The sequence below is a fragment of the Lacisediminihabitans changchengi genome (genome assembly GCF_016634425.1).
Lineage (GTDB): Bacteria > Actinomycetota > Actinomycetes > Actinomycetales > Microbacteriaceae > Lacisediminihabitans > Lacisediminihabitans changchengi.
This window is the reverse complement of record NZ_JAEPES010000002.1, coordinates 405,392-430,168: the sequence shown is the minus strand read 5'-3', so window position 1 is coordinate 430,168 and position 24,777 is coordinate 405,392. Positions and strand designations below refer to the sequence as shown.

General features: G+C 68.1%; 24 protein-coding genes and 1 tRNA gene. 13 read left to right on the top strand and 12 right to left on the bottom strand.

Translation table 11 applies throughout. The features are described 5' to 3' along the window. Window positions 1-3 precede the first annotated feature (3 nt). The 6 genes from thrB to argS form a co-directional block, all read right to left on the bottom strand. Entirely contained in the window at window positions 4-1,062 is a 1,059-nt protein-coding gene (gene thrB, locus IV501_RS07545; protein ID WP_200555828.1) for a homoserine kinase, read from the bottom strand. Further along, window positions 1,059-2,141 carry a threonine synthase gene (thrC, locus tag IV501_RS07540; protein WP_200555827.1) on the bottom strand — a complete coding sequence of 361 codons (1,083 nt, stop codon included), beginning with the start codon at window positions 2,139-2,141 and terminating at the stop codon, window positions 1,059-1,061. The genes thrB and thrC overlap by 4 nt, the downstream gene beginning before the upstream one ends. A gap of 1 nt (window position 2,142) precedes the next feature. After that, on the bottom strand, window positions 2,143-3,462 hold the full coding sequence (locus tag IV501_RS07535) for a homoserine dehydrogenase (protein ID WP_200555826.1): 1,320 nt from the start codon (window positions 3,460-3,462) through the stop codon (window positions 2,143-2,145). Beyond that, on the bottom strand, window positions 3,459-4,940 hold the full coding sequence (gene lysA / locus IV501_RS07530; protein WP_200555825.1) for a diaminopimelate decarboxylase: 1,482 nt from the start codon (window positions 4,938-4,940) through the stop codon (window positions 3,459-3,461). Before lysA ends, IV501_RS07535 begins: the two co-directional genes overlap by 4 nt. Window positions 4,941-5,138: 198 nt before the next feature. Then, the gene (locus IV501_RS07525; RefSeq protein WP_200555824.1) at window positions 5,139-5,954 is read right to left on the bottom strand and encodes an LmeA family phospholipid-binding protein; all 816 of its coding nucleotides are present in this window, start codon (window positions 5,952-5,954) and stop codon (window positions 5,139-5,141) included. 48 nt (window positions 5,955-6,002) lie between these two features. Then, window positions 6,003-7,664, bottom strand: coding sequence for an arginine--tRNA ligase (gene argS, locus IV501_RS07520; RefSeq protein WP_200555823.1), 1,662 nt, complete (start codon window positions 7,662-7,664; stop codon window positions 6,003-6,005). Window positions 7,665-7,746: 82 nt separating this feature from the next. Here argS and IV501_RS07515 point away from each other — a divergent pair, with 82 nt between their 5' ends. Continuing rightward, window positions 7,747-8,403: an arginyl-tRNA synthetase gene (locus IV501_RS07515; RefSeq protein WP_200555822.1), complete on the top strand. Its 657-nt coding sequence runs from the start codon at window positions 7,747-7,749 to the stop codon at window positions 8,401-8,403. A gap of 6 nt (window positions 8,404-8,409) precedes the next feature. Here the strand turns inward: IV501_RS07515 and IV501_RS07510 are convergent, their stop codons facing one another. Both IV501_RS07510 and IV501_RS07505 read right to left on the bottom strand, forming a co-directional pair. Continuing rightward, window positions 8,410-9,204 (bottom strand): transglutaminase-like domain-containing protein, encoded by a 795-nt coding sequence (locus IV501_RS07510; RefSeq protein ID WP_200555821.1) that lies wholly within the window; start codon window positions 9,202-9,204, stop codon window positions 8,410-8,412. 65 nt (window positions 9,205-9,269) lie between these two features. After that, entirely contained in the window at window positions 9,270-9,929 is a 660-nt protein-coding gene (locus tag IV501_RS07505) for a pyridoxine/pyridoxamine 5'-phosphate oxidase (RefSeq protein ID WP_200555820.1), read from the bottom strand. Between the two features lie 39 nt (window positions 9,930-9,968). Between IV501_RS07505 and IV501_RS07500 the strand changes: the two genes are divergently transcribed. The 3 genes from IV501_RS07500 to IV501_RS07490 all read left to right on the top strand — a co-directional run bounded on the left by IV501_RS07500 (window position 9,969) and on the right by IV501_RS07490 (window position 11,755). After that, window positions 9,969-10,043: transfer RNA gene (locus IV501_RS07500), tRNA-Arg, on the top strand. Window positions 10,044-10,226: 183 nt separating this feature from the next. Further along, on the top strand, window positions 10,227-10,877 hold the full coding sequence (locus tag IV501_RS07495; RefSeq protein ID WP_200555819.1) for a hypothetical protein: 651 nt from the start codon (window positions 10,227-10,229) through the stop codon (window positions 10,875-10,877). A 29-nt stretch (window positions 10,878-10,906) separates the two neighbouring features. Further along, window positions 10,907-11,755: a putative protein N(5)-glutamine methyltransferase gene (locus IV501_RS07490; protein ID WP_200555818.1), complete on the top strand. Its 849-nt coding sequence runs from the start codon at window positions 10,907-10,909 to the stop codon at window positions 11,753-11,755. A gap of 22 nt (window positions 11,756-11,777) precedes the next feature. On the opposite strand, the gene IV501_RS07485 is transcribed toward IV501_RS07490, so the two are convergent. Next, the gene (locus IV501_RS07485; protein ID WP_200555817.1) at window positions 11,778-12,206 is read right to left on the bottom strand and encodes a hypothetical protein; all 429 of its coding nucleotides are present in this window, start codon (window positions 12,204-12,206) and stop codon (window positions 11,778-11,780) included. Between the two features lie 488 nt (window positions 12,207-12,694). Here IV501_RS07485 and IV501_RS07480 point away from each other — a divergent pair, with 488 nt between their 5' ends. Then, window positions 12,695-14,245: an FAD-binding oxidoreductase gene (locus IV501_RS07480; protein ID WP_200555816.1), complete on the top strand. Its 1,551-nt coding sequence runs from the start codon at window positions 12,695-12,697 to the stop codon at window positions 14,243-14,245. Window positions 14,246-14,380: 135 nt separating this feature from the next. Here the strand turns inward: IV501_RS07480 and IV501_RS07475 are convergent, their stop codons facing one another. Next, window positions 14,381-15,745 (bottom strand): HNH endonuclease signature motif containing protein, encoded by a 1,365-nt coding sequence (locus IV501_RS07475; RefSeq protein ID WP_200555815.1) that lies wholly within the window; start codon window positions 15,743-15,745, stop codon window positions 14,381-14,383. Window positions 15,746-16,060: 315 nt separating this feature from the next. Between IV501_RS07475 and IV501_RS07470 the strand changes: the two genes are divergently transcribed. The 6 genes from IV501_RS07470 (at window position 16,061) to IV501_RS07445 (ending at window position 21,357) form a co-directional block, all read left to right on the top strand. Beyond that, entirely contained in the window at window positions 16,061-16,603 is a 543-nt protein-coding gene (locus IV501_RS07470; RefSeq protein WP_200555814.1) for a SigE family RNA polymerase sigma factor, read from the top strand. Continuing rightward, entirely contained in the window at window positions 16,593-17,363 is a 771-nt protein-coding gene (locus tag IV501_RS07465) for a hypothetical protein (RefSeq protein ID WP_200555813.1), read from the top strand. Before IV501_RS07470 ends, IV501_RS07465 begins: the two co-directional genes overlap by 11 nt. Before the next feature lie 147 nt (window positions 17,364-17,510). Next, complete coding sequence (locus IV501_RS07460) at window positions 17,511-18,152, top strand: NADPH-dependent F420 reductase (RefSeq protein WP_200555812.1); 642 nt, start codon at window positions 17,511-17,513, stop codon at window positions 18,150-18,152. A gap of 56 nt (window positions 18,153-18,208) precedes the next feature. After that, window positions 18,209-19,027, top strand: a complete 819-nt coding sequence (locus IV501_RS07455) for an arginase family protein (RefSeq protein ID WP_307812227.1) — start codon at window positions 18,209-18,211, stop codon at window positions 19,025-19,027. Window positions 19,028-19,077: 50 nt separating this feature from the next. Beyond that, on the top strand, window positions 19,078-19,860 hold the full coding sequence (locus tag IV501_RS07450) for a crotonase/enoyl-CoA hydratase family protein (protein WP_200555811.1): 783 nt from the start codon (window positions 19,078-19,080) through the stop codon (window positions 19,858-19,860). 75 nt (window positions 19,861-19,935) lie between these two features. After that, a complete protein-coding gene (locus IV501_RS07445; protein WP_200556147.1) occupies window positions 19,936-21,357 on the top strand; it encodes a dihydrolipoyl dehydrogenase family protein in 1,422 nt (473 codons plus the stop codon). Window positions 21,358-21,398: 41 nt separating this feature from the next. Here the strand turns inward: IV501_RS07445 and IV501_RS07440 are convergent, their stop codons facing one another. Then, window positions 21,399-22,649, bottom strand: coding sequence for a glycosyltransferase (locus tag IV501_RS07440; protein WP_200555810.1), 1,251 nt, complete (start codon window positions 22,647-22,649; stop codon window positions 21,399-21,401). Between the two features lie 71 nt (window positions 22,650-22,720). Between IV501_RS07440 and IV501_RS07435 the strand changes: the two genes are divergently transcribed. Both IV501_RS07435 and IV501_RS07430 read left to right on the top strand, forming a co-directional pair. Next, on the top strand, window positions 22,721-23,569 hold the full coding sequence (locus tag IV501_RS07435) for an SDR family NAD(P)-dependent oxidoreductase (protein ID WP_200555809.1): 849 nt from the start codon (window positions 22,721-22,723) through the stop codon (window positions 23,567-23,569). Further along, window positions 23,566-24,399 carry an SDR family NAD(P)-dependent oxidoreductase gene (locus IV501_RS07430; protein WP_200555808.1) on the top strand — a complete coding sequence of 278 codons (834 nt, stop codon included), beginning with the start codon at window positions 23,566-23,568 and terminating at the stop codon, window positions 24,397-24,399. The genes IV501_RS07435 and IV501_RS07430 overlap by 4 nt, the downstream gene beginning before the upstream one ends. On the opposite strand, the gene IV501_RS07425 is transcribed toward IV501_RS07430, so the two are convergent. Continuing rightward, the gene (locus tag IV501_RS07425) at window positions 24,386-24,742 is read right to left on the bottom strand and encodes an SIP domain-containing protein (protein ID WP_307812226.1); all 357 of its coding nucleotides are present in this window, start codon (window positions 24,740-24,742) and stop codon (window positions 24,386-24,388) included. The two genes, IV501_RS07430 and IV501_RS07425, sit on opposite strands and share 14 nt — an antisense overlap. Between the last annotated feature and the right edge of the window lie 35 nt (window positions 24,743-24,777).

Here is a 24,777-nt window from a genome sequence, read left to right as displayed (position 1 = left end):
CGACTATGCCGAGGTTTCTACCGGGTGCATTGTCACTGTAGCACCTTTGAAGTCGACGGCCAGTAGCAGCGATTCCCACGGCGTGCCGTCGTGCTCCGCGATCACTTCGGCGGCCAGAAGTCGCTGCGCGGGGTCACTGCACAGCACCAGGATCGACGGACCTGCCCCCGAAACCACCGCGGGAAGGCCCCGCGCGCGAAGATCGCCGATGAGCGATTCGGTCTCCGGCATGGCGGCGGCGCGATAGCTCTGGTGAAGCCTGTCCTCGGTCGCGGCGAGCAACAGTTCCGGGCTCTGGATGAGCGCGGCGATGAGCAGAGCCGACCGCGAGACGTTGAAGATCGCGTCCTCGTGCGGAACGGATGCCGGCCGCAGACTGCGCGCCAGTTCCGTCGACATCGTGAAGCCCGGCACCGCGATGAGCGGGGAGACACCGCGGTGGACGATCAGTTTCTTGTGCTGCGGGCCGGCATCCGTCGTCCAGGCGATGGTGAGTCCGCCGAACAGGGCGGGGGCGACGTTGTCGGGATGACCTTCGAGGGTCGTGGCGAGGGCGAGAAGGGCGTTGGAGTCGATCTCGACGATCCCGCTGAGCAGGCCCTTGGCCGCCATGATGCCGGAGACGATCGCCGCCCCGGACGACCCGAGGCCGCGGCCGTGCGGGATGGCGTTGCGCGCAATCAGATCGAGACCCGGCAGCGGCTGAGAGTAGGCAGCGAAGGTGTAGGCGATCGCTCGCACGACGAGGTTCGTCTCGTCGGTCGAAACCTCCCCCGCGCCGACACCGATGACCTCGACGGTCGCGCCCGGCGTTTCTCGCGCGGTGACGGTCAGCTCGTCGTACACGGCCAGGGCGAGGCCAAGAGTGTCGAATCCGGGGCCGAGGTTCGCCGTGGTCGCGGGCACGCGAACGGTGACGGAACGGCCGATCAGCTCCGCGGTCGGCTCGGCGGACGGAGCGGCAGATGCGGCGACGGGCTGAGCGGCGACAGGCTGAGCGGCAACAGGCTGAGCGGCGCCGTTCGAAGCAACAACGGTCGGATCGGCGCCGGGCTGAGTCATCCGGCGACCTTGGCGAGGCCGAGCACGCCGGCCACCTCGGCGGTATCGTTCGCGACCACCGTGGGGGCGACATCCACGCCGTCCTTGCCGCGGAGCGCCCACTGCGGGTCTTTCAGCCCATGGCCGGTGACGGTGAGCACGACGGTCGCGCCGCGCGGGATCTGACCGGCCTCGGCGCGCTCGAGCAGTCCGGCGACGCTGATCGCGGAGGCAGGCTCGACGAAGATGCCGACCTCGGCAGAGAGGATGCGGTGTGCCTCGAGGATCTTGTCGTCGCTGATCGCGCCGAAGTAGCCGTCGCTGTCGGCCTGGGCAGCGAGGGCGAGCTCCCAGGAGGCCGGGTTGCCGATGCGGATGGCGCTGGCGATGGTGTCGGGATTCTTCACGATCGCGCCGAGCACGATCGGGGCGCTGCCCGCGGCCTGGAATCCGAACATGCGGGGCAGCTTCGTGCTCACGCCGCGGTCGAGCTCCTCACGGTAGCCGCGGTGGTACGCCGTGTAGTTGCCGGCGTTGCCGACCGGGACGATGTGGATGTCCGGGGCGTCTTCGAGCGTCTCCACGACCTCGAAGGCTGCCGTCTTCTGCCCCTCGATGCGGTCGGGGTTGACCGAGTTGACGAGGTGAACCGGGTAGTTCGCGGCGAGTTCGCGAGCGATATCGAGACAGTCGTCGAAGTTGCCCTGGATCTGCAGCAGCTCCGCGTTGTGCGCGATCGCCTGGCTGAGCTTGCCGAGCGCGATCTTGCCCTCGGGAACCAGCACGGCCGCGGTGATGCCGGCGTGCGCTGCGTACGCTGCGGCGCTGGCGGAAGTGTTGCCGGTCGAGGCGCAGATCACTGCTTTCGCGCCGTGCTCGACGGCCTTCGAGATCGCCATGGTCATGCCGCGGTCTTTGAACGACCCGGTCGGGTTCATCCCCTCGAACTTCACGTAGACGTTCGCACCGGTGCGCGCGGAGAGCGCCGGCGCGGGGATCAGCGGCGTGCCACCCTCCCCCAGGGTGATGATCGGCGTCGCATCAGAGATGTCGAGGCGGTCTGCATATTCGCGGAGAACTCCGCGCCACTGGTGAGCCAATTCAGGAACCTTCTACTCGGAGGACGGACGTGACATGACTGACGACGGCGCTCTCGCCGAGCGCGGCGACCGTCGCTGCGAGCGCGGCTTCCGACGCCTCGTGCGTGCCGATCACCAGGGTAGCGGTGGGGTGCGCACCCTCTTCGCTGGAGCTGACCGATTGCGTAACGGCCTCCACCGACACCCCGTGCTCGCTGAACAGCGTCGCGACGGAGGCGAGCACACCCGGCTCGTCGGTCACCGACAGCGTGATCTGGTATCGGGTGGTGACGTGGGAGATCGGAAGGATCGGCAGGTTGGCGTGGGTCGACTCCGCGACCCCGGGGCCGCCGATGACATGACGGCGCGCTGCCGACACCAGGTCGCCGAGCACGGCCGAGGCCGTCTCGACTCCGCCGGCACCCGCACCGTAGAACATCAGGTCGCCCGCGGCCTCGGCCTCGATGAACACCGCGTTCTTGGCGCCATGGACGGCGGCAAGCGGATGCGAGCGGGGCACGAGCGCCGGGTAGACCCGGGCCGACACACCCTCGACCCCGTCGGCATCCGTCAGCCGTTCGCAGATTGCCAGCAGTTTGACGACATACCCGGCGCGCTTGGCGGCCTCGACCTCGGCCAACGTCACGCCGGTGATGCCTTCGCGGTAGACCAGGTCGAGCGGCACCGTGGTGTGGAAGGCGAGGCTCGCGAGGATCGCCGTCTTCTGTGCGGCATCGAAGCCCTCGATGTCGGCGGACGGGTCCGACTTCTCCGCGTACCCGAGGTCGGTGGCCGTGGCGAGCGCCTGCTCGAGGCTCTCCCCCGCGGTGTCCATGCGGTCGAGGATGAAGTTGGTGGTGCCGTTGACGATGCCGAGGATGCGCTTGATGCGATCGCCGGCCAGGCTGTCGCGCAGCGGCCGGATGATAGGAATCGCGCCAGCGACCGCGGCCTCGTAGTACAGCTGCGCGCCGACCTGCTCGGCCATCTCGAACAGCTCTGGGCCGTGGGTCGCCAGCAGCGCCTTGTTGCCGGTGATGACGTCGGCACCGGAACCGAGCGCCTGCAGAATGAGCGTGCGGGCCGGCTCGATGCCGCCCATCAGCTCGATGACTATGTCGGCGCCGAGGATGAGCGATTCGGCGTCGGTGGTGAACAGTTCGCGTGGCAGGTCGGCGGTGCGCGGTGCGTCGAGGTCTCGCACGGCGATGCCGACCAGTTCGAGGCCAGCGCCGGCGCGGGTGGCCAACTCCGGACCGTGCTCGAGCAGCAGCGACGCTACCTGCGCACCGACCGATCCGGCCCCCAGAAGTGCTACCCGGAGGTTGCGGTACTCGATCATCGTGCTCCGTTCGTGGGTGCGGCGTTGGCGGCGGCAGTGTTCTGATTGGCAGTGCTGTGAATAGTGGGCGGGTGGATGCCGGCATCGCGAGCGAGCAGGTCGGCCTCGGTCTCCCCGCGCACGATCACGCGCGCAGCTCCGTCACGCACCGCGACGACGGCGGGTCGGCCGAGATAGTTGTAGTTGCTCGACAGAGACCAGCAGTAGGCGCCGGTGGCGGCGACCGCGAGCAGGTCTCCCGCGGCGACGTCACCGGGGAGGTAGTCCGCGCGCACGACGATATCGCCGCTCTCGCAGTGCTTGCCGGCGACGCGCACGAGCGCGGGAGCGGCATCCGAGACCCGGTTCGCCAGGCGGGCGGTGTAATCAGCCTCGTAGAGGGCGGGGCGGGCGTTGTCGCTCATGCCGCCGTCGACGGAGACGTACTTGCGAAACACGTCCTCGCCGCTCGCGCCATCGGACGCATCGCTCACCAGAACGTCTTTGATCGTGCCCACCTCGTACAGGGTCACGGTGGACGGGCCGACAATCGACCGGCCGGGCTCCACCGCGACGACCGGCACCGCGATGCCGAGGCGCGCGCACTCGGCGGCGACGATGTCGGCCAGCGCCACGGCGATCTGTTCGATCGGCAGGGCCTCCTCCGCTGCCGTGTACGCAATTCCGAAGCCGCCGCCTAGATTCAGCTCGGGAACGGGCCCGGTCGTGAGCAACTCGGCTTGCAGTGAAAGTAGGCGCCGAGCCGACTCGACGAAGCCGTCCGGCTCGAAGATCTGTGAGCCGATGTGCGCGTGCAGCCCGAGGAACTCGAGCGAATCGTGCGAACGGATGTCGGCGACCGCCGCCACCGTATCGGCCAGGGCGATTCCGAACTTCTGGTCCTCGCGCGCGGTGGCGAGGTATTCGTGGGTGTGGGCGTGAACCCCGCTGTTGGTGCGCAGCCGCACTTTCTGCACGCGACCGGCTCTGGCCGCGGCGTCGGCGACCCGACCGATCTCGATCAGACTGTCGATCACGATGACGCCGATGCCCACGCCGACGGCGCGCTCGATCTCGGCGACCGATTTGTTGTTGCCGTGGAAGCCGAGGCGAGCAGGCTCGATGCCCGCGGCCAGAGCGACGGCGAGTTCTCCCCCGCTGCAGACGTCAATGTAGAGCCCCGCCTCGTCGACCCAGCGGGCGACCTCGGCGGAGAGAAACGCCTTGGCGGCGTAGTAGACCTTCGCGGTGGTTCCGATGCGAGCGAACTCACGGTCGAAGGCGGCGCGGGCAGAAGCGGCGCGGTCGCGGACATCCCACTCGTCCATCACGAAGAGCGGTGTTCCGAACTCGGCGGCGAGAGCTGCGGCGGTCACTCCGCCGATGACCAGCTCTCCGGTGGCAGCCCGCTCGGCATGGGCAGGCCACACGGTATCAGGCAGGTCGTTGGCGTCGACCGGCAGCGCAAGCCAGTCGGGAGCGAGCGGATTGGCTGACACGGTACCTCGAAGTGATGGTCGGGAAACGGTTACACGGGGAAAGCGCCGGACCGGGCCAGCGGCGTTCCTGAAGCTTATTACGTGCGGATCAGGCCGCCCGCGCGCGGCTCTCGGTGCGCGAGTTGTTGCGCGAGTCTTCACGAACGGCGGCGCTTCGACGGCGAACGAAGAGCCGTACGTGAAGACTCGGCGGGCAGGCTAGGGGCAGCTGCCCTTGGAGTGGAACAACTCGGAGCCGAGCACAACCGACTTTGCGGTCACTCCCAGCACCAGATCGCTGCCACTGACCCGCAAGCTCTCGAGCCGGAAGCCCTTCGGCAGCTGATTCGCCACGCAGATCGTGCGGGTCTGAGCGAGCTCGGTGCCGAGCGTGCCGAGGTTCTTCGACACGTCGGCGGGGGTGAAGGTCGCCCCGCTGATGGAGAACGACGTCGGGGTGAGGGTGATCTGGCCGCCCTTGGCGCCCGGGGCCACGGCGATCGCGGCCGGGATCTTGGCGCCGAACACCGGAACCTCGGTGGCGAGCTGGACCGCACCCTTCGCGATGGTGACGCCGGAGATCGTGACCGGCAGATCCTGGCCCTTAGTCAGACCCGAGATCAGGCTGCTGAGCCCCGTGTCGTCGGTCGAGAAGCGGAGGTCGGCGGTGTCGAGCGGTTTCGATTGGTCGAACGGCACTCCGTGAACGGTCAGCACGGCATCGCCGCGCAGGTCGCCCACCGAGAGCCCCGGGGCCTCGATGCGCACATCGTCGAGCTTTCCGCCGGCGGCCTGGAGCAGTACCGGTCCACCGCCAACCGTCACCTCGAGCGGAGTGGATGCCGACACTCCGAGCGCGGTGCGTGCCTTGTCGGCGATCAGCCGCTCTGCAAAGCCGCGGGCGACGAAGTCTGCGACGACGACGACCACGATGAGCACGACGACCACCACGGCGAGAACGATCGGCCACCGACGCCGACGCCGCTTCACCGGCGCGACCTCGATGATCTCTATCGTCTCGATGCTCTCCGTCATCCGCACTGCTCCGTCATCCGCACTGCTCCGTCATCCGCACTGCTCCCGCTACATCCGCTCCGGCGCGCTGACGCCGAGCAGGCCGAGCGCATTGCGCAGCACCTGGCCGGTCGCGTCGTTGAGCCAGAGGCGGGTGCGGTGAAGGTCGGTGACCGGCTCGTCGCCGAGCGGCGTTACCCGGCAGCTGTCGTACCAGCGGTGGTAGGTGCCGGCGAGCTCTTCGGCATAGCGGGCGACCCGGTGCGGCTCGCGCAGTTCGGCAGCCTGACGCACGATGCGCGGGTATTCGGCGAGAACGCCCAGCAGCGTACTCTCGGTCGGGTCGGTGAGCAGCGCCGCGTCGAAAGCACTGCGATCCACCCCACTCGCCGCCGCGTTGCGTGCCACCGACCGGGTGCGGGCGTGCGCGTACTGCACGTAGTAGACCGGGTTGTCATTGGTGCGTTTGGTGAGCAGGTCGAGGTCGATGTCGAGCTGCGAGTCGCTGGATGACCGCACCAGCGCGTATCGCGCAGCGTCGACCCCGACGGCCTCCACCAGGTCCTCGAGCACCACGACGGTGCCCGCGCGCTTGCTCATCCGCTGCGGCGTGCCGTCCTTGAGCAGGTTGACCATCTGGCCGATGAGCACCTCGAGGTTCACGTACGGTTCGTCGTCGAAGGCCGCGGTCATCGCCATCAGCCGCTTGACGTAGCCGTGGTGATCCGCGCCGAGCATGATGAAGTTGCGCTCGAAGCCGCGCTCCCTCTTGTTGAGGTAGTAGGCGAGGTCACCCGACACGTAGCCGGCCTCCCCGTCGCTCTTGATCACGACGCGGTCTTTGTCGTCGCCGAACTCGGTGGAGCGGAACCAGACGGCGCCATCCGCCTCAAAGATGTGACCGAGCTCGCGAAGGCGGTTGACCGCCTTCTCCACGGCACCGGACTCATGCAGGTTGTTCTCGTGGAAGTAGACGTCGAAGTCGACACCGAAGTCATGAAGGCTTTTTTTGATGTCGCCGAACATGAGGTCGACACCGTAGGAGCGGAAGATCTCCTGCTGGTCGTCTCGGGCGACGACGGCGAGGTCATCCGGGAACGCGGCGACGACGCGCGCCGCGATGTCGTGGATGTACTGGCCGCCGTAGCCGTCTTCCGGGGTCGGCTCGCCGAGATAGCTGGCGAGCAGGCTGCGAGCGAATCGGTCGATCTGGCCGCCGTGGTCGTTGAAGTAGTACTCGCGGGTGACATCGCCGCCCTCCGCCTGGAAGATACGGGCAAGGCTGTCACCCACCGCAGCCCAGCGCACGCCACCGAGATGGATGGGGCCGGTCGGGTTCGCCGAAACGAACTCGAGGTTGATCTTCACGCCGAGATAGAGGTCGCCGGTACCGAACGAATCGCCCGTCTCGACGATGGTCTTGGCGAGAGCGCCCGCCGCTGCCGCGTCGAGGGTGACGTTGATGAAACCGGGGCCGGCGACATCCACTGCCGCGACGCCGTCAATGGCACGGATGCCCTCGGCCAACTCCTCGGCGAGCGCGCGCGGGTTGGTCCCCAGCGGCTTCGCCAGCTTCATCGCGATATTGGAGGCCCAGTCGCCATGGTCGCGATTCTTCGGACGCTCGAGCGGTACGTCGTCGATGCCGACGGTAAGCGTGGACTCGCCACGGCGCTCGAGTGCGCCATCGACGATGGTGAGCAGCTGGGCGGAGAGTTCGGAGGGAGTCACGCAGAGATTCTATCGGCCGTCATCCGTGCGGACCGGGCGCGTCCGCGCCGTCCGCGGCTCCGGCGTCGGGGAGGATGGGGCCATGCGCTCACCGCTCCACACCGTCGTTCCGCTCCGCACCGTCGTTCCGCTCCGCACCGTCGTTCCGCTCGCCCTCGTCGCATCCCTCACGCTCGTCGTTCTCTCCGGCTGCGCTCCGGAGCCGACGCCGTCGGCCTCGAACTCGAGCACCCCGCGGGCATCCGCGTCCCCGTCGGCCTCGGCGTCTGCAGGCGCGGGCGGCACGTCGGCATCTCCCTCCCCCTCGGCGAGCGCTGTCGCCGGCGGCGGCACCCCGGTCACCGTTGCGTGTGGCTCGCTCGTCTCCGCGCAGACGATGTACGACTTCAACCCCAACTTCGGACTCGACGATGCTTTCAGCCCGAAGAGCGGCACCCCGGCAGCGACGGCCAAGGCCGACAAGGGCGTCGCGTGCAACTGGCTGAATCAGACCAGCGGGGACACCGTGACCATCGCGGTCGCGCAGCCGTCGGCCACAGATCTGGCGAGCATCAAGGCGTCCGCCGCGAAAGGTACCGCCGCGAGCGGCCTCGGTGATTCCGCCTACTTCTCCACGAGCGGTCAGGTGGGCCGGGTCGACGTGTTCGACGGCAAGTACTGGGTTGTCGCGACATCCGTCTACTTCTCGACGGCAGAGGATGCTCGCACCCTCGTCTCGTCGGCGGTGGCTGCTCTCTAACTGCCGCTAGCGCAGCTGTACCGCCAGCTCCGCGGAGTCGCGCGGAAGCTCGTCGACGATGGCCAGCACCTGCAGGTCGAGCAGGGTGAGATCGGCCCAGTGGTTGGTGAGGAAGGCGATGTCGGCGGCATCCCTCCCGGTCGAGATGCGCACCAGGCTCTGCCGGGGTGCGAGACCGGTCGCATCGACGATCTGCCAGCGACCGTCGATGTACGCCTCCGCCACCGCGTGGAAGTCCATCGGGCTGAGCCCGGGCGCGTACACCGCGGCCATGCGCGCCGGCACGTCGATGCCCCGCAGCAGCGCGATCACCAGGTGGGCGTAGTCGCGGCAGACCCCCTGACGGGCGAGGAGCGTGCCGACCGCGCCATCCGTGACCCGGCTGGATCCGGGCACATAGCTCACGCGCTCGCTCACCCAGGAGCCGACGGCGCTCAGCAGCACCTGGCCGGACAAGCCCCAGAATTCGGAGCGGGCGGTCGGTGTGAGCACATCGGACTCGCAGTAGCGGCTCGGGCGCAGGTAGACGACGAGGTCGAGGTCGTCGACGGGCGCGGGCGATGACTGGCCCCGTACCTCGGCGGCGTAGTCCACCGTCATCCGTCCCGCCTCGGAGATGAGTTCGTGCAGTCGCGAGCCGTGCCGATCGACCAGTTCGCGGGGTTCGATACGGCGTCCGTCGAGGCTCAGCGACAACCGCTCTGAGGCCAGATCGGCTCCCTGGGCAACGGCAAGACTGAACACCATGCTGGTGCGACCCGAGATGTCGAGTTCCATGTGGGCGGAGACGGTGCGGAGCATTCCCCGATGATGACACGCCGGTGTTTCGCTCACGTGTCGAGAGACGATCGCGTGGGCAACCGCAGCTACGGCCAGAGGATGTCGCGGCTCCACTGATCGCCGTTCCTGCTGTAGCGCAGCCGCACTTGGTCGCGCTCGCGAGCGGCCTGCCAGAACTCCCAGGTCTGCGGACGCAGGAGATACGCCACCCAGTCTTCGGGAACGTAGTCGGGATTCGCCGCGATGCGCGCCTGCTGCTCCGCGATCGCTCGATCGTAGACCGCTTGGTCGGCGATGGGCTGGCTTTGTGTCCCGACCGCGGCGATCGCCCTGGCGTTCGGATGCCGCCGCAAGAAGTCGCTTTCGGCAAGCTCGCGCGACCCGGCCTCCACCGCTCCACTCACCCTGATCTGCCGCCCCTGCTCGCGCCAGTACAGCACCACGGAGGCGCGCGGATTCTGCGCCAGGTCGTGCCCCTTCGGGCTCGTCGACAGGGTCGCGAACCACAGCCCTTCCGCGGTGATGTCTTTGAGCAGAAGGGTGCGCACCGACGGATCGCCGGAGCTACCGGCGGTCGCCAGCGCCATGGCCTGCGGCTGCGAGACGCCCGAGTCGATGGCGAAGCCCAGCCACTCCTCGAACAGGTCGAGCGGGTCTGTTGGGGCGGCATCCGGATCGAAATCCGGCAGTGTGCCGCTGAAAACGGGAAGATTTCGCAGGCGGTCACGCCAGTCGGCTTGGGTCATGGGGTCAGCCTAGAACTGCTACCGTAGATGAGCGCCTGGGCCCCCATAGCTCAGGGGATAGAGCACTGCCCTCCGGAGGCAGGGGCGGCAGTTCGAATCTGCCTGGGGGCACCACATCACAAGCCCTGATCTTGCGCAGCCCGTTGCCGTGTCCGTGATCTCCCGGATGACGTCGGCGGCGCGGTCGCAACCGGCCCGAATCGTTATCCGGCGTCGATCCCCCGCGCAATATGCTGAGGCAACTCGCCCACCCGAGGGCACCTGTTCGTCGCGAACACTCGAGCCCACGGAGACCGCATGTCTGCTCAACGCCCGACTATCAGGGCCGCCATCGCCGTCACTCTCGGAGTTCTGCTGCTGAGTGGGTGCAGCTTTCCTTCCGCCGCACCGAGCGGGTCCGCCTCACCGTCCGCGTCGGCCGGCGGCCCCTCCAGCTCCCCGTCCCCCAGTGCATCGGCCTCGTCCGCAGCCGAGGTCGCGACGATCCCGAAGGACTGCAAGGCCATCGTCGGTTCCACCGTTTATGCGAGCACCTTCGGCACGACTCCGCTCAACGACCCGGCCGTCGCGGAGCCTGGCACGACCGGCGCTGTAACCCCGCTCACTCCCCCGGCGGGAGCTGCCGTCGACGAGGTACTCGCGAGTGCAGCCCAGCTGCACTGCATCTGGCGCGACCCGAACGCCGACATCACCTACCTCGAGGCCACCATCGGAACGGTGGATGCCGCGGTGGCGGCCGGCTACCTCGCCTCGCTTCCCGGCGAGGGCTTCACCTGCGCGACCAAGTACGGGGGGCAGCAGTGCCAGCGCATCACCAAAGACGAGCAGTACCCGGTCGATGACGCGAAAACCTACTTCCTGCGCGGCACCACCTGGATCTTCGTCGGACAGGCGAACTTTGCGACCAACGGTCTGATCGGCGAGATCGCGAAAGTCGTCTGGCCCTGATCGGCAGGCCGGGGTGCCATGCTGAACGGATGACCGCGCCCGAACCTCCCGCCGACGTCGTTACCCGGCTGCGCGCGGCCGGCTGTGTGTTCGCAGAGGAGGAAGCGACGCTGCTGGTGGAGGCCGCGACATCCGTCTCCGGCAGCGCCCGCGAGAAGCATCGTGCCGGCGAGAAGCGTGCTGCCGGCAACCAGCATCTGGACCTCGACAAGCTCGAGGCGCTCATCGCCCAGCGCGTGGCGGGGCTGCCGCTCGAACACCTGCTCGGCTGGGCCGAGTTTGCCGGACTCCGCATCGCCGTCGGGCCGGGGGTATTCGTGCCGCGACGCAGAACCGAGTTTCTCGCGGAGCGGGCGATCCTCGCCGCGCAGACCGCGCATCCGGTGGTCGTCGACCTGTGCTGCGGAACCGGGGCCGTCGCCGCGGCGATCGGCGCGGCACTGCCGGCCAGCGAGCTGATAGCGAGCGATATCGACCCCGACGCCACCGCGTACGCGCGCCAAAATCTCGCCGATCGCGGCACCGTGTTCACGGGCGACCTGTTCGCCCCGCTGCCGCCGACCCTGCTCGGCCGGGTCGACATCCTGGTGGCGAACGCGCCATATGTGCCGACGGATGACATCGCCACCATGCCCTCGGAAGCCCGGGACCACGAACACCGGGTTGCTCTCGACGGGGGCGCCGACGGGCTCGACCTGCAGCGCCGCATCATCGCCGAGTCGCGTCGCTGGTTGGCGGCGGGTTCGACCGTGCTCATCGAAACCAGCGCTCACCAGGCTGCGACGACCGTTCGCCTGTTACGAGAGGGCGGCTTCGACGCCCATTCCGTTCACTCGGACGAGCGCGAGGCGACTGTGGCGGTCGGCACGCTGCCGTAATTGCCGAAGCCCGGCGAACTGCTCACTGACCCGCGGGAGCGGCCACGCGGATGCTGACGCTGTCGTCGACGCAGGCGCCGGTGTCATCACAGCTGGGCTGGTAGCCGTCGGCGACGCGCAGGTAGGCCTGCCCGGGCGGAACGTCGCGCGGAATCCGCACCACTGTGCTAAACGATCCATCGGCGGCCACCCGCACGTCGCCCGACCAGAGAACTCCACTGTCGCCCACGTATCCGAGATCGAGGGTGTACCGGCGACCGGCGGTGAATTCGATCGCGCAGGCAACGGGGGCGGCCGTCACAGTGACCGTCTCTCCCGGCGCGACGACGTTCGGGGTGGCGGCGAGGGCACCGGGATCGCACCGTGTCTCGGTTTGCGGCGCCGAGCATCCGCTCAGCGCGATGAGAAGTGCTGCTCCGAGCACAGGGATACCGAGAGCTCGCATTTTCACGCCCACAACTCTAGGTCGCGACCGGGCCGGCCGCCGCGCCGGGCTCGGGGGTTGCGACATATCGCCGTTCGGAGTAACCCGGCGTGGGGCATGTCGCCTGCGCCGCGAGAGGCCCCTTTTTCGACCCGCTTTTTTCCACGCGGGAAAGAATTTACTCCGTCGGTCATCGCGTTCACGCCCAGCTTTCTGCACGTCCTCTCAATGGCCCAAACACTCCTTGCGCGCGGCGAGCGGTGGGTTAGCATTCGTTGTGGTCGCCCCTTTCTTCCTGATCCGAGGTGAGGCGACCGGGGCTCGGCGGATTGTGGTTACTTCGCCGAGCCCACCCCCCGGAGCGGGTCGGTAGCGGCGAATCCAGCATCGTGATCCTTGTGATGGTCACCAGTTTCGCTTGGCAGTCAGTCTCGCTTGGTGGTCAGTTTCGATTGGCAGTCAGTTTCGCTTGGCAGTCAGTTTCGCTTGGCAGTCAGGCGAGAATACGAGGTTCGATGACGCAGCCGACCCGACGCTCGGTGCTCGCCGCCGGACTGACCGTAGGCGCACTCGGTACCGCGACTCTGCTGACCGCGTGCACCCCGAGCGCGCCCGCGCCGAGCGCATCACCGACGCCGGTCGGACCTCCGAACTGGTCGGAGCTCGCCTCGACCGTAACCGGCGCTCTCGCGCTCCCCGGCACCGCGGACTACGCCACCGTGAAACTGGTCGAAAACCCTCGCTGGGACGCGGCGATGCCGCTCGCGGTGCTGAGCGCCGTATCGGCGAAGGATGTCGCGGCCGCGCTGGCCTTCGCCGCCCGATACCGAATCCCGGTCGCCCTCCGCGCCGGCGGCCACGGTTATCCCGGATACTCCGCGGGTGGCGCCGCTGGCACCGACGTGAAGCCCTCGCTCGTCATCGATGTTCGGCCGCTCGACGCGATCACGCTCGCTGCTGACAACACCGTCACCCTTGGGGCCGGTGCCTCCCTCGCCGTTGTCTACGACACCATCGGGGCAAAGGGGCGATCGATCGCTGCGGGATCCTGTGCCACGGTGGGGATCACCGGTCTCACCCTCGGCGGCGGGGTCGGTGTGCTCACCCGTGCGTATGGTTTGACCTGCGACTCCCTGACCGCGGTGGAGATCGTCACCGCGGACGGCACGGTGCACACCGCGACCGCCAAGACCGATGCCGACCTGTTCTGGGCCTGTCGCGGCGGTGGCGGTGGACATCTCGGTGTGGTGACCTCGCTGACCTTCGCCACTCAACCGGCGCCGACCGTCACGATGTTCTCGCTGACCTGGCCCGCCGCATCCGCTGCCGCGGTGGTCAGGGCGTGGCAGAGTTGGGCTCCGACCGCGGATCCCAAGCTGTGGTCGACGCTGAAACTGCTCACAGGGGCGAACTACAACAACGGCATCGGAGTATTCCTCTCCGGCACCTGGCTGGGCGCCGCCGCCGAGCTGCAGGCACAGTTGGCGCCGATCATCGCCGGCGCCGGCACACCCACACACAACGGGTCATCGCAGCACAGTTATCGAGACGCGATGCTGTCGTACGCCGGCTGCGCCGCCGTACCGATCGCGCAGTGCAACACCGGTTCGGGTGGATCGCTGAAGCGGGAGTCGTTCGCAGCCACCTCGCATGTGGCCTACCAGCCGCTGGACGCAAGCGGCATCCAGACTTTGATTGCGCAGGTCGCGTCGGCAAAATCGGTACCGGGGATGAAGGAGGGCGGGATCTCGATGGACGCCCTGGGCGGCCAGGTGGGAGCGCTCGCGGCCGACGCCACCGCTTTCCCGCACCGCTCCGCGCTCATGACGGTGCAGTACACCGCCACGTTTGCCGACGGGGTCGATCCGGCTCCGTTGGATGCGTTCGTGCGGGGCTTCCGCGCGGCGCTGGTGCCCCAGTGGGGCGATGGTGCCTACGTCAACTACGCGGATGCATCGCTCACCGACCCGCTCGAAAGCTACTTCAAGGCGAACAAAACCCGCTTGGCTGCGGTGCGCAAGAAATACGATCCGACCGGGTTCTTCAGTCAACCGCAGTCGTTCTAATGCACTGCGCCTGACCAATGCACCGCGCCTGACCAATGCACCGCGCCTGACTAATGCACTGCGTCTGACTAATGCACTGTGTCTGACCGGCTCAGCATCGGTCGTGGTGCGCGCAGGGCCGCCGCTGTGCCTGGCTCACATCGTTATCACCACCTTTCCTCCTCGTCGGGGTGTTTGGTCGGGGTCGATCCAGGGTGGCGGGATGAAATACGGCACCTGCTCCCGAAGTTGGATTTCCCACCCGTCGTCGTGGATGCGGTGGTGGTGGAACGAACACAACGGGATCCCGTTGTCCAGATCCGTTACCCCACCGCTGGACCACCAGTGGAGGTGGTGGGCTTCGGTGTAGCTGGGTGGGTGACCGCAGGCCGGGAACGCGCACCCGCCATACGTTTCGGCCAACGCGTGGCGTTGGGCGGGGCTGAATAGTCGCCGCGACCTGCCCAGATCAAGGACTTCCCCGGCACCGCCGAGCACAATCGGGATGATGTTCGCATCTGCCGCCAGGATTCGCGCCCGGGTGGCGGAGATCCCGGCATCGATCCCATCGATCTGGGCGGCACCGAGGCCGTCGCGTAACTGGTCGAGGCTCATCCGCACGATCATCGTCACCAACGGACTACCACCACCCCGACCAGCACCGCACGTGCAGTTGACCGCCTGCCGGAACAGGTCTTCGGCCGCGTCGGCGCGGCGGTGCGGCATGGTCCGATCATCACTGTCGACGAACCCGGTGTCGGCCAATGCGGCCGGTGCCGCGGATTCGGGAACCCGGTCGCGGGCAGCCCGCAACTGCTCGCCCACGAGCTGATCTATCCCGGCTCGCACTAGCCCTGCGGTTTCTGGGGGCATCACCCAGACCAGACGCACCATCCCATCCGGTTCAGTCACCCACGACAGCGCCCGTCGCTGCCTCCGGATCACATCCCGGGATTCGGCACCGTCCTCATCCAGTCGGTCCCGCACCTGCCGGCCCACCCCCTGCACCTGCTTCACCGTCAACCCCTGCGCATGCTCCACCAGCAGTCGCTCCCCCGCCGCGCGCGCTTCGGCCGAGCAGAAGGGGGCGGCCTGGTCCAGTTCCCGCACGATCACCACGGCCGCCTCCACCCCGACCGACCCGGCGCCGATCGCCTCGCCCACAGCCGGGTATCGGGCCGGCAATAGCGAGCCGTCCAAGGCGGTCCGTTGCCGCGTTGCCAGACCCAGCTCACACAGCCTGGTTGCTTCGGCGACGCTGATCTGCCACAGCTCGGCCAGATACGAGCCGGGTCGGGAATGTCCGGCCCGGCGCGCCATCCCCTCGCCGCCGCGGTGGGCAGCGGACAAGTCCGCAAGTTCTCCCGCAACTGCAACCCGCAGCGCATCGATGCGACGCTGCACCGCCGCCAGCTCCCCGATCAACTGCAACAGCATGCCGGGTTGGTCAACGATGGTGTCGTCCCACGCCTGCGCCAGGGCCGCGAGATGGGCGGCCAATGCGTCGGTGGAGACCTTCATGACCCGATTGTCGCAGCGACCACCGACATTCGAAGGAGTATGAATAATGCTGACCAGACCCTGTTTATAACCCACCACGCCGGGCTACCTGTGGAGGAAAAGAGGGCCACCCTTCGACACGCTCAGGGACCGAAATACTGCCGCCCTTCGACACGCTCAGGGACCCAATTCAGAACCCTTCGACAAGCTCAGTGAACGACGGGCTACCGAGGCTGCGCAGCATCCGCCCCAACCTTTTGCGATCCCCGTGCGTCTTAGCAAGTAGACAGGTGCAAGAGAAAAGACAGGAACACGTGTGACCCGAAGTATGAAGACATGACGACCGCGCAGACGGATGACGGCTGGCGCGCCGTCCTGACGACGCTGGTCGCCGAGCGCGGCGACGCCCTCACTCGCTACGCCCGCCTGATCAGCGGCAACAACGATGACGCCGCCGATCTGGTGCAGGACGCCCTGGTGAAGACATTCGGTCGGCTGCGCAACGGGTTCTCGGTGGCAAGCGCGGAGGCATACGTGCGCCGCGCCATCCTCAACAGCTATCTCGACGGTGGCCGCCGCACCAGCCGCTGGCGCCGGATCGAGCACTTCGCGGCGACCCCGGAATTGCAAGAGTCGAGCGCGCCCGCCACCGATGCGCGCGTCGACCTCGACGGCCACCTCGCCTTACTCAGCCCGCGCGAGCGAGCCTGCATCGTATTGCGCTACTACGACGACCTCACGATCGCCGATGTGGCCGACCAACTGGGCATCAGCCCGGGAACGGTCAAGCGCTATGTCAGCGACGCGCTCGGCAAACTCGGCGCAGCTCTCGACACCCCAGACATCACCTTCGACAGAGAGGGCAGAAATGCTCAGTGAATCCGACCTCCGCGGCATGCTCCACGGCGAGCCGTCCGGTACGACCCCGAGAATCGACCTCGGCGCCGTGATGCGTCGCAGCGCCCGGCGCCACCACGGTCAGCAGGTGGCCGTCGGCGCCCTCAGCACGCTCGCTGTTGTGGGGATCGGCGCGGCGGGAGTGGCCGGCATCCGTTCTTTCCCCACGCCCGCGACGTCGTCGGGAAGCGCAGCCTCGAGTGCCGACAACGCCCCGCACAGCGAGAGCGCAGCTCCGTTCAGCGGCGGGAAGCGAGCTCCCGCCGATCGCATCAACCTGTGTGGCGGTCCGCTCGCCGACGTGGCGCCGGCCGCATCCGGACTCGTGCTCGCCGTCGACTTTCCGGCCACGGCGTCCGCGAGCGCCCCGAGCATCACCGGGCAGGTCACGATGACGAACACGGGAACCGAGCGGCTCATCGGCACGACCGCAGCGAGCCCGGCGATCACTCTCTCGCAGAACGGCACGGTGCTCTGGCACAGCAACGGCGCGACGGTGATGATGGTCGCGGCCGTCGATCTCGCCCCCGGTGCGTCGATGAGCTACCCGGCGACGTTCACACCGGTGCGCTGCTCGGTTGATGACGATCTGGCCGAGGCGTTCCCCGCCGACCTGCCGTCGGTCGGGGCCGGTAGTTACGGCGTTTCCGCCGCGATCGACTTCGGACGAACGGATGCCGCTGGCACTTTTCTCTCGAACGACCTGGTGACGGGGCCGGTCGCCCCGATCACGCTGCAGTAGCCGCTATGCCAGTTCGCGCTGACATCAGCGCGAACTGACATCAGCGCGAACTGACAACAGCGCGAACTGACATCAGCGCGAACTGACAATGCAAAATCGACACGGCGAGTCGGGAACATCCTGAGCCTCAGCACGTTGAATGAACCCATGACAACAATCGGACTCATCGGTGCAGGACATATCGGCAGCCAGCTCGCCCGCGTGGCAATCACGCAGGGCTATGACGTGGTGATCAGCAACTCTCGCGGACCGGAGACTCTCAGCGACCTCGTCGCGGAGCTCGGGCCGAAGGCGCGCGCGGCTACCGCCGTCGAGGCTGCAGAGGCTGCGGACATCGCCGTCGTCACCGTACCGCTCAAGAACTACACGCAGGTTCCGGTCGAGCCGCTCGCCGGCAAGATCGTGATCGACACCAACAACTACTACTTCGAGCGTGACGGTCGGATCCCGGCGCTCGACGAGGGCACCACCACCGTGTCCGGCATGCTCCAGGAGCACCTGCCGACCTCGCGCGTGGTCAAGGGCTTCAACAACATCATGTCCGGCGACATCACCACGGACGGCACCCCGGCGGGGACCCCGAACCGCCGTGCCCTGCCCATCGCCTCCGACTTCCCCGAGGCAGCCGAGTTCCTCATCGACTTCCTCGACAAGGCCGGCTTCGACGCCGTGGACGCCAGCCCGCTGAGCGAGAGCTGGCGCTTCGAGCGTGACCGCCCCGCGTACGTCAGCCGCCAGAACGTCGCCGAGCTCGAGGCGAACCTGGCAAAGGCACCCCGCACCGTCTAACCACGGTCGCACTAACCAGCCACACGAACGACCGAGGTGGCAGCCATACTTAGGGTGTGGCTGCCACCTTTTTCGTCGTCCCCCAATGGCAGGGCTCCGGCTCCTCGCGCGCAATGCGACTGATCGACGGAGCCGAGGCGATCCGCGAAGACCTCCCCGTGTCATCCACGGTTCGCGTCGATATCCCGAGCGGCGCGGGAAGCGACGAAGGCACTCCGGTGCAGCGGCTCAGCTCGATCGTCGCCGTGCGCGACGCGCTGCTGGCCGAGATCTCGATGTCGACCGGCCTCGCAATCACCATCGGTGGCGATTGCGGCGTCGAACTGGCACCGATCGGGCGGGCCATCGAAACCGGGGATACGGCGGTGCTGTGGCTCGACGCGCACCCCGACCTCAACACCCCCGCGTCGTCGCCGTCCGGCGCCTTTCACGGCATGGTGGTGCGCACCCTCCTCGGCGAGGGACCGGATGTCGCGACCCCCAGCATCCCGCTCGACCCGCGCCACCTCGTGCTCGCCGGCACCCGCGCGTTCGACGAGGCCGAGGCGGAGTACGCGCAATCCGCGGGCATCGGCGTCATCGCGCCCGAAGATCTGGATGCCGCGGCCGTCACCGAGTCGCTGGTCGCCACCGGCGCCTCCCGGGTCTACATCCACGTCGACCTCGACGTGCTCGACCCCGCGTTCATCGACGGTGTCGGATTTCCCGAGCCCTTCGGCGTCACTCTTCCGCAACTGCTCGAGGTGATCGCCGCCGCAAAGGCAGCACTCCCGCTGGCCGGCGCCGGGGTGACCGAGTTCGCACCAGCAGCACCGGAAGCGGCGGTCGACGACCTCGGCAGCATCCTGCGCATCATCGGCGCCCTCGCCAGCTGACCTGCCCATAATGTGAGGTCTTTACCAACGGCATCACTAGCATCGACAGCATGACCAACCGAATCACTGTCGATCGCGACGGCCACGTTCTGCTCATCGGCTTCGATCGCGCAGACAAGCGCAATGCCGCCGACCTGCAGCTGCTGCAGGAGCTGTCACTCGCCTACGGCGAGCTCGAGCGCGACACCGAACTCCGGGTCGGTTTCGTCTACGCGCACGGCGACCACTTCACCGGTGGCCTCGATCTGGCGGACGTCGCCCCCCGCATCGGAGCGGACGGACTCGACATCACGCCCGAGGGCGGCATCGATCCCTGGCAGGTCTCCGGGCAGCGCCTCACTAAACCGGTGGTGATCGCCGTGCAGGGCACCTGCCTCACCCTCGGCATCGAGCTGATCCTGGCTAGCGACATCGCGGTGGCGGCAGACTCGACCCGGTTCGGGCAGATCGAGGTCGCCCGCGGCATCCTGCCCTTCGGTGGCGCCACGATTCGCTTCCCGCGCGCGGTCGGCTGGGGAAACGCGATGCGCTGGATCCTCACCGGCGACCTGTTCGACGCTACCGAAGCACACCGGATCGGGCTGGTTCAGGAGGTCGTTCCTCACGGCCAGCAGTACGAGCGCGGCCTCGAACTGGCGCATAAGGTCGCCGCCCAGGCTCCGCTCGCGGTGCAGGCTGCACTGGCAAACGCCCGCACCGCCGTCCGCGACGGGGATGCGGCAGCCGAGGCGGGGTTGCAGAGCGAGCTGGTGCGACTAGCGTCAAGCGAAGATGCCGCGATCGGCATGAATGCTTTCGTCACCCGCACGCCGGCCGAATTCGTCGGTCGATAACCGCAGTTCAGTCCAGGAGGAACAGTGTCACAAGGACCAGTGTCACAGACAAGCAGCGGGCTGCCCCAGCTGACCATGCCCCCCGTGCCGGTTCCCGACACGACCGAGTTCGATGTCATCGTGATCGGTGCAGGAGCCGTCGGTGAGAACATCGCCGATCGCGCGATGCAGCGCGGCCTCACCGTGCTGCTGGTGGAGAGCGAGCTGGTCGGTGGAGAGTGCTCGTACTGGGCGTGTATGCCGTCGAAGGTGCTGCTGCGCAGCGGCATCGTGCTGCGAGCGGCCCAGGCCGTCGAGGGCGCAGAGGAGGCCATCACCGGCACGCTCGACGTCGCCGCGACACTGGCCCGCCGAAACAGCTTCACCCACGACTGGAACGACCAGAGCCAGATCGACTGGGTGATTGGCGCCGGCGTCGCCCTGGTTCGCGGGCACGCACGCTTCACCGGCCCGAAGGTGCTGGATGTCGACGGCACGACCTACACGGCTCGGCATGCCATCGCGGTCAGCGTCGGCTCCGACCCGCTGTTGCCCGACATCCCGGGACTGGCAGACGTGAGCCCATGGACCAGCCGGCACGCCACGAGCGCACAGACCGCTCCCCGCAGCCTGGCGATCATCGGGGGCGGCGTGGTCAGCGTCGAGATGGCGACCGCCTACGCGAGCTTCGGCACCACGATCACCATCCTCAGCCGCACTCCGCTGCTGAACACCCAGGAGCCGTTCGTGAGCGAGACGGTAACGAAGTCGCTCGAGGCCGCTGGCGTCAGCGTGCTGGTCGGTGCGAACACGGCGTCGGCGAAGCGCACGGATGTCGGCGTGGAGTTGACTCTGGATGACGGCTCGACCGTCGTCGCGGATGAGGTGCTCGTCGCCGTCGGCCGAGTGCCGCGCACCATGGACCTCGGCTTCGAGGCGATCGGACTCACTCCCGGCGACTGGCTGGACGTCGACGACACCATGCTCGTGAAGGGCTTCGACTGGCTGTACGCCTGCGGCGACGTCAACCACCGCGTGCTCCTGACCCACCAGGGCAAGTACCAGGCTCGAGCTGCCGGCGACGTGATCGCGGCACGGGCGCTCGGCACGCCCGTCGACGATTCCCCGTTCGGCACGCATGCCGCGACGGCCGACCACGAGATGGTGCCGCAGGTGACGTTCAGCGACCCCGCGGTGGCGTCGGTGGGTCTCACCGCCGCTGCCGCGGAGAAGGCCGGATACGACATCCGGGTGATCGACTACGACCTCGGGTGGGTGGCCGGAGCATCCGTGCAGGCCGATGGCTACGAGGGCCACGCGCGCATGATCGTCGACGAAAAGCGCAAGGTGATCCTCGGCGTGACCTTCGTGGGCAAGGATGTCGCGGAGTTGCTGCACGGTGCGACAACCGCCGTCGTCGGACAGGTGCCGATCGACCGGCTGTGGCACGCTGTGCCCGCGTATCCGACCATCAACGAGATCTGGCTGCGCCTGCTCGAGACCTACGGCCGGCCGTAACCGCCGGCCGCCCTTCGACAAGCTCAGGGGCCGAAGGGGCCTCAGCGCCGCAGGCTCGCGTACACTCCGAGCAGGCTGGTGGCGGTCGCCGCCCAGCTGAACGCCTCGGCGTGATGCCGAGCGGTGAGCGAGAGCTCCGCCAGCGCGTGGCGATCGTTCAGTAGCCGCGCGATGACACGCGCCCAATCCTCCGCTTCACGCGAGCGAACCAGCACCCCCGATGTCCCGTCGGCGACCGATTCGACCAGCCCCGAGCCGTGGAACGCGACCACGGGCGTGCCGCTGGCCGCCGACTCCAGCGCGACGAGGCCAAACGTCTCCACGCGGGACGGGATGACGGTGAGGCTCGCCGCCGCGAACAACTCGGCCACCTCGCCGCGGCCGAGCGCACCGACGAATCGCACGTCGTCCCCGATTCCGAGCTCATCGGCGAGCGCACTCAGCCGGTCGCGATACTTCTCCTCGCCGGGTGTCGGCTCCCCCGCGATCACGAGCACCGGACGCTCGTCCGGCAACAGCGCGAGCGCGCGGATGGCCAGCTCCTGGTCTTTCAGCGGCTGGATGCGTCCGACGACGGCCAGGATCGGGCGGGCGGGCGCGATATGGAGGGCATCGCGAAACCGTGAGCCGGAGTCATCCGGTGGCAGACCCGGTCGAAACAGCTCGAGGTCGACGCCCGGCGGTACCACCCAGATCTTGTCCGCCGGAGCCCGAGCGAGGTCGATCAGGGCGGTCGCCTCGGCGGCCGACCCGGCGACGATCGCACTCGCCTGATGCGCCAGGAACATCTCCGTCATCACCCGGCGCTCTGGCTCGACCGGCTCGACGGGCTGGCCGGGTTGACCAGCCCGTAGAGTCGCGTTGGTGAGCGCGGCGACGGTGTGGAAACTCTCGACCAGCGGGATGCCCAGCTCGAGCGCCACCGGCAGCACGGCGAGCCCGCTCAGCCAGTAGTGCGCGTGGATGATGTCGTACCGGGCAGCGGAGCGCCCGGTGAGCACCGCAACGGCCTCGCCGAACTCGTCGACCACCTCGGCGAGACGATCCTTCGGCAACGGACCGATCGGGCCGGCCTCCACCTCATGCAGGGTGACACCGGGCGCGATCGTGCGACTCTGCGCGGGCCCCACGGCGCGCGTCAGCAGGTCGACCGTTGCGCCGCGTCTCGCGAGTTCCATCGCGGTCGACAGGGTGGCCACGTTCATTCCCCCGGCATCACCCCGCCCGGCGACCGCGGTCGGCGAAGTGTGCATCGACACCATCGCGACTCGGAGTGGACCGCTGGCTGACATGCCGCAACCATATCGGCGCGACCTGGTGGCGAGCGGGCCCGCTGACGGCGTACTGGTGTACAAACAAGATCATGCCCGACTCCCCGCAGAACACTCAGCTCGAGAACACCACGATTGTCATCACCGGAGCGAGCTCTGGAATCGGGCGCGCCGCGGCGATCGCCCTCGCCGAGCAGGGTGCGACCCTCGCGGTCGTCGGGCGCAACCCCGAGCGCACCCGGATAGTCGCCAACCAGGTCGGCGGGCGACCGTTTCTCGCCGACTTCGATCGGCTCGACGACGTGCGAGCGCTGGCCGGATCCCTGCTCGAGGCCTACGACGAGATCGACGTGCTGGCGAACAACGCGGGCGGGCTGGTGGCGAAGCGCGGCATCTCCGCCGACGGCCATGAGCGCACCTTCCAGCACAACCACCTGGCACCGTTTCTGCTCACCGCCCTTCTCGGCAAGCGACTGGTCGAGTCGAACGGTCGAGTGATCTCCACGGCGAGCGGCGCCAACATGTTCAGTTCGCTCCGCTTCGACGACCTGGAGTTCGCCGCGCGCCCGTACCTCGGCGGCTGGGTTCCGTATGGAACGAGCAAGCTGGAGACGATCATGTTCATCCGCGAGCTGGCAAAGCGCGTGCCGGGCATCACGGCATACTCGTTCCACCCCGGCTACGTCGCCACCGAGTTCGGCGCGGACTCGGCGTTGGTGCGGCTGGGCAATTTCGTCACGCGAAACAGCCTCGCCATCAGCCCCCAGCAGGGAGCGGCTCCCCTCGTGCACCTCGCGTCGACCGAGGAGCTCGACGTGCCGAACGGCACGTACTTCGACGGCCTGAAGCCGTTCGGTCGCACACGCAAGCTCGCCAACGACGCGGATGCCCGCGCCAGACTGTGGGACGACACCGCCCGCATCCTCGGACTCCCCGCATGACGCGCGACCTCGCGGGCACGATCATGGTCATCACCGGCGCCAGTTCCGGCGTCGGACAGGCCGCTGCCGTCGCGCTCGCGTCCCGGGGAGCGGAGGTCGCCGTCGTCGGCCGCAATCCGGAGCGAACCCGCGCCGTTGCGGCGCAGGTCGGCGGCACGGCGTTCCTCGCCGACTTCACCCGCCTCGACGAGGTACGGGCTCTGGCGGATGCCCTGCTCGCGCGCTACGACCGGATCGACGTGCTGGCGAACAACGCCGGCGGGTTCTTCTCCCGGCGCAGCACGACCGTCGACGGCTTCGACACGGCGCAGCAGAGCAACTACCTCGCGTCATTCCTCCTCACCCGCCTGCTGCTCGATCGCCTGCAGGCGAGCGACGCGCGGGTGATCACCACCTCGAGCAACGCCACGCTCTGGGCGAAGCTCGATCTGAATGACCTGCAATTCGCGAACGAACGGTGGCTGGGCGGCTGGCGTGCCTACGCGAATACGAAGCTCGAGAACATCCTGTTCGCCAAGGAGTTGGGCCGGCGCACGGGACTTCAGTCGTATTCGTATCACCCCGGCGAGGTGCGCAGCGGCTTCAGCGCGGGGCTCCCGCTGATGAGATTCGGGGAGGCGGTGGCCGGCCGCTTCTTCTTCTCGACACCGGAGCAGGGGGCGGAGGGGCTGATCTTCTTGGCGGGCAGCGAGCACGTCGACGCGGCGAACGGCACCTACTTCAGTCGGCTGACGCCGAACGGTCGCGCCAATAAAATGGCCGACGATCCCCGGGTCCCTCGCGACCTCTGGGAGCGAACCGAGAGGCTGCTCGGGCTCAGTTCGAGCTGAGGGTGCGAGCCGCGCCCGCGCCGTCGACCCAGGCGTAGACGTTGTGCTCGCGGTCGAACTCGGTCGGAAGCATCTCGCTGAGCCAGGAGTCGACGGAACGCTGCAGCGACTGGCCGCGGTCGCGGAGCAACCAGCAGACCATCACCCGGCCGGGACCGGCGATCGGGTCGATGTCGTCGGCACTGGCCACCTCGACGAACACCTGGCCGCGCGCCTTGGCCGGGAGCGAGGCGAGAATGGCGCGGAGTACGGGAATGCTGCGCTCGGTGCCGGCGAGCAGAAGTTTGTCGGTCGCCGAGGGACTCCAGCGGATGGAGTCGAGCGCGACGTTGGAACTAAGCACGCCCTAAGTATGGCATGCCTTACCTAATCCCTTCC

Bases quoted from the DNA above. Each gene is read 5' to 3' on its own strand.
- IV501_RS07435 (WP_200555809.1), top strand. From the start codon at position 22,721: ATGCCCGACTCCCCGCAGAACACTCAGCTCGAGAACACCACGATTGTC.
- IV501_RS07450 (WP_200555811.1), top strand. From the start codon at position 19,078: ATGACCAACCGAATCACTGTCGATCGCGACGGCCACGTTCTGCTCATC.
- IV501_RS07470 (WP_200555814.1), top strand. From the start codon at position 16,061: ATGACGACCGCGCAGACGGATGACGGCTGGCGCGCCGTCCTGACGACG.
- IV501_RS07475 (WP_200555815.1), bottom strand. From the start codon at position 15,745: ATGAAGGTCTCCACCGACGCATTGGCCGCCCATCTCGCGGCCCTGGCG.
- IV501_RS07430 (WP_200555808.1), top strand. From the start codon at position 23,566: ATGACGCGCGACCTCGCGGGCACGATCATGGTCATCACCGGCGCCAGT.
- IV501_RS07535 (WP_200555826.1), bottom strand. From the start codon at position 3,462: ATGATCGAGTACCGCAACCTCCGGGTAGCACTTCTGGGGGCCGGATCG.
- IV501_RS07440 (WP_200555810.1), bottom strand. From the start codon at position 22,649: ATGTCAGCCAGCGGTCCACTCCGAGTCGCGATGGTGTCGATGCACACT.
- IV501_RS07515 (WP_200555822.1), top strand. From the start codon at position 7,747: ATGCGCTCACCGCTCCACACCGTCGTTCCGCTCCGCACCGTCGTTCCG.
- IV501_RS07525 (WP_200555824.1), bottom strand. From the start codon at position 5,954: ATGACGGAGAGCATCGAGACGATAGAGATCATCGAGGTCGCGCCGGTG.
- IV501_RS07480 (WP_200555816.1), top strand. From the start codon at position 12,695: ATGACGCAGCCGACCCGACGCTCGGTGCTCGCCGCCGGACTGACCGTA.
- thrB (WP_200555828.1), bottom strand. From the start codon at position 1,062: ATGACTCAGCCCGGCGCCGATCCGACCGTTGTTGCTTCGAACGGCGCC.
- IV501_RS07465 (WP_200555813.1), top strand. From the start codon at position 16,593: ATGCTCAGTGAATCCGACCTCCGCGGCATGCTCCACGGCGAGCCGTCC.
- IV501_RS07495 (WP_200555819.1), top strand. From the start codon at position 10,227: ATGTCTGCTCAACGCCCGACTATCAGGGCCGCCATCGCCGTCACTCTC.
- IV501_RS07445 (WP_200556147.1), top strand. From the start codon at position 19,936: ATGCCCCCCGTGCCGGTTCCCGACACGACCGAGTTCGATGTCATCGTG.
- IV501_RS07510 (WP_200555821.1), bottom strand. From the start codon at position 9,204: ATGCTCCGCACCGTCTCCGCCCACATGGAACTCGACATCTCGGGTCGC.
- IV501_RS07490 (WP_200555818.1), top strand. From the start codon at position 10,907: ATGACCGCGCCCGAACCTCCCGCCGACGTCGTTACCCGGCTGCGCGCG.
- IV501_RS07460 (WP_200555812.1), top strand. From the start codon at position 17,511: ATGACAACAATCGGACTCATCGGTGCAGGACATATCGGCAGCCAGCTC.
- IV501_RS07505 (WP_200555820.1), bottom strand. From the start codon at position 9,929: ATGACCCAAGCCGACTGGCGTGACCGCCTGCGAAATCTTCCCGTTTTC.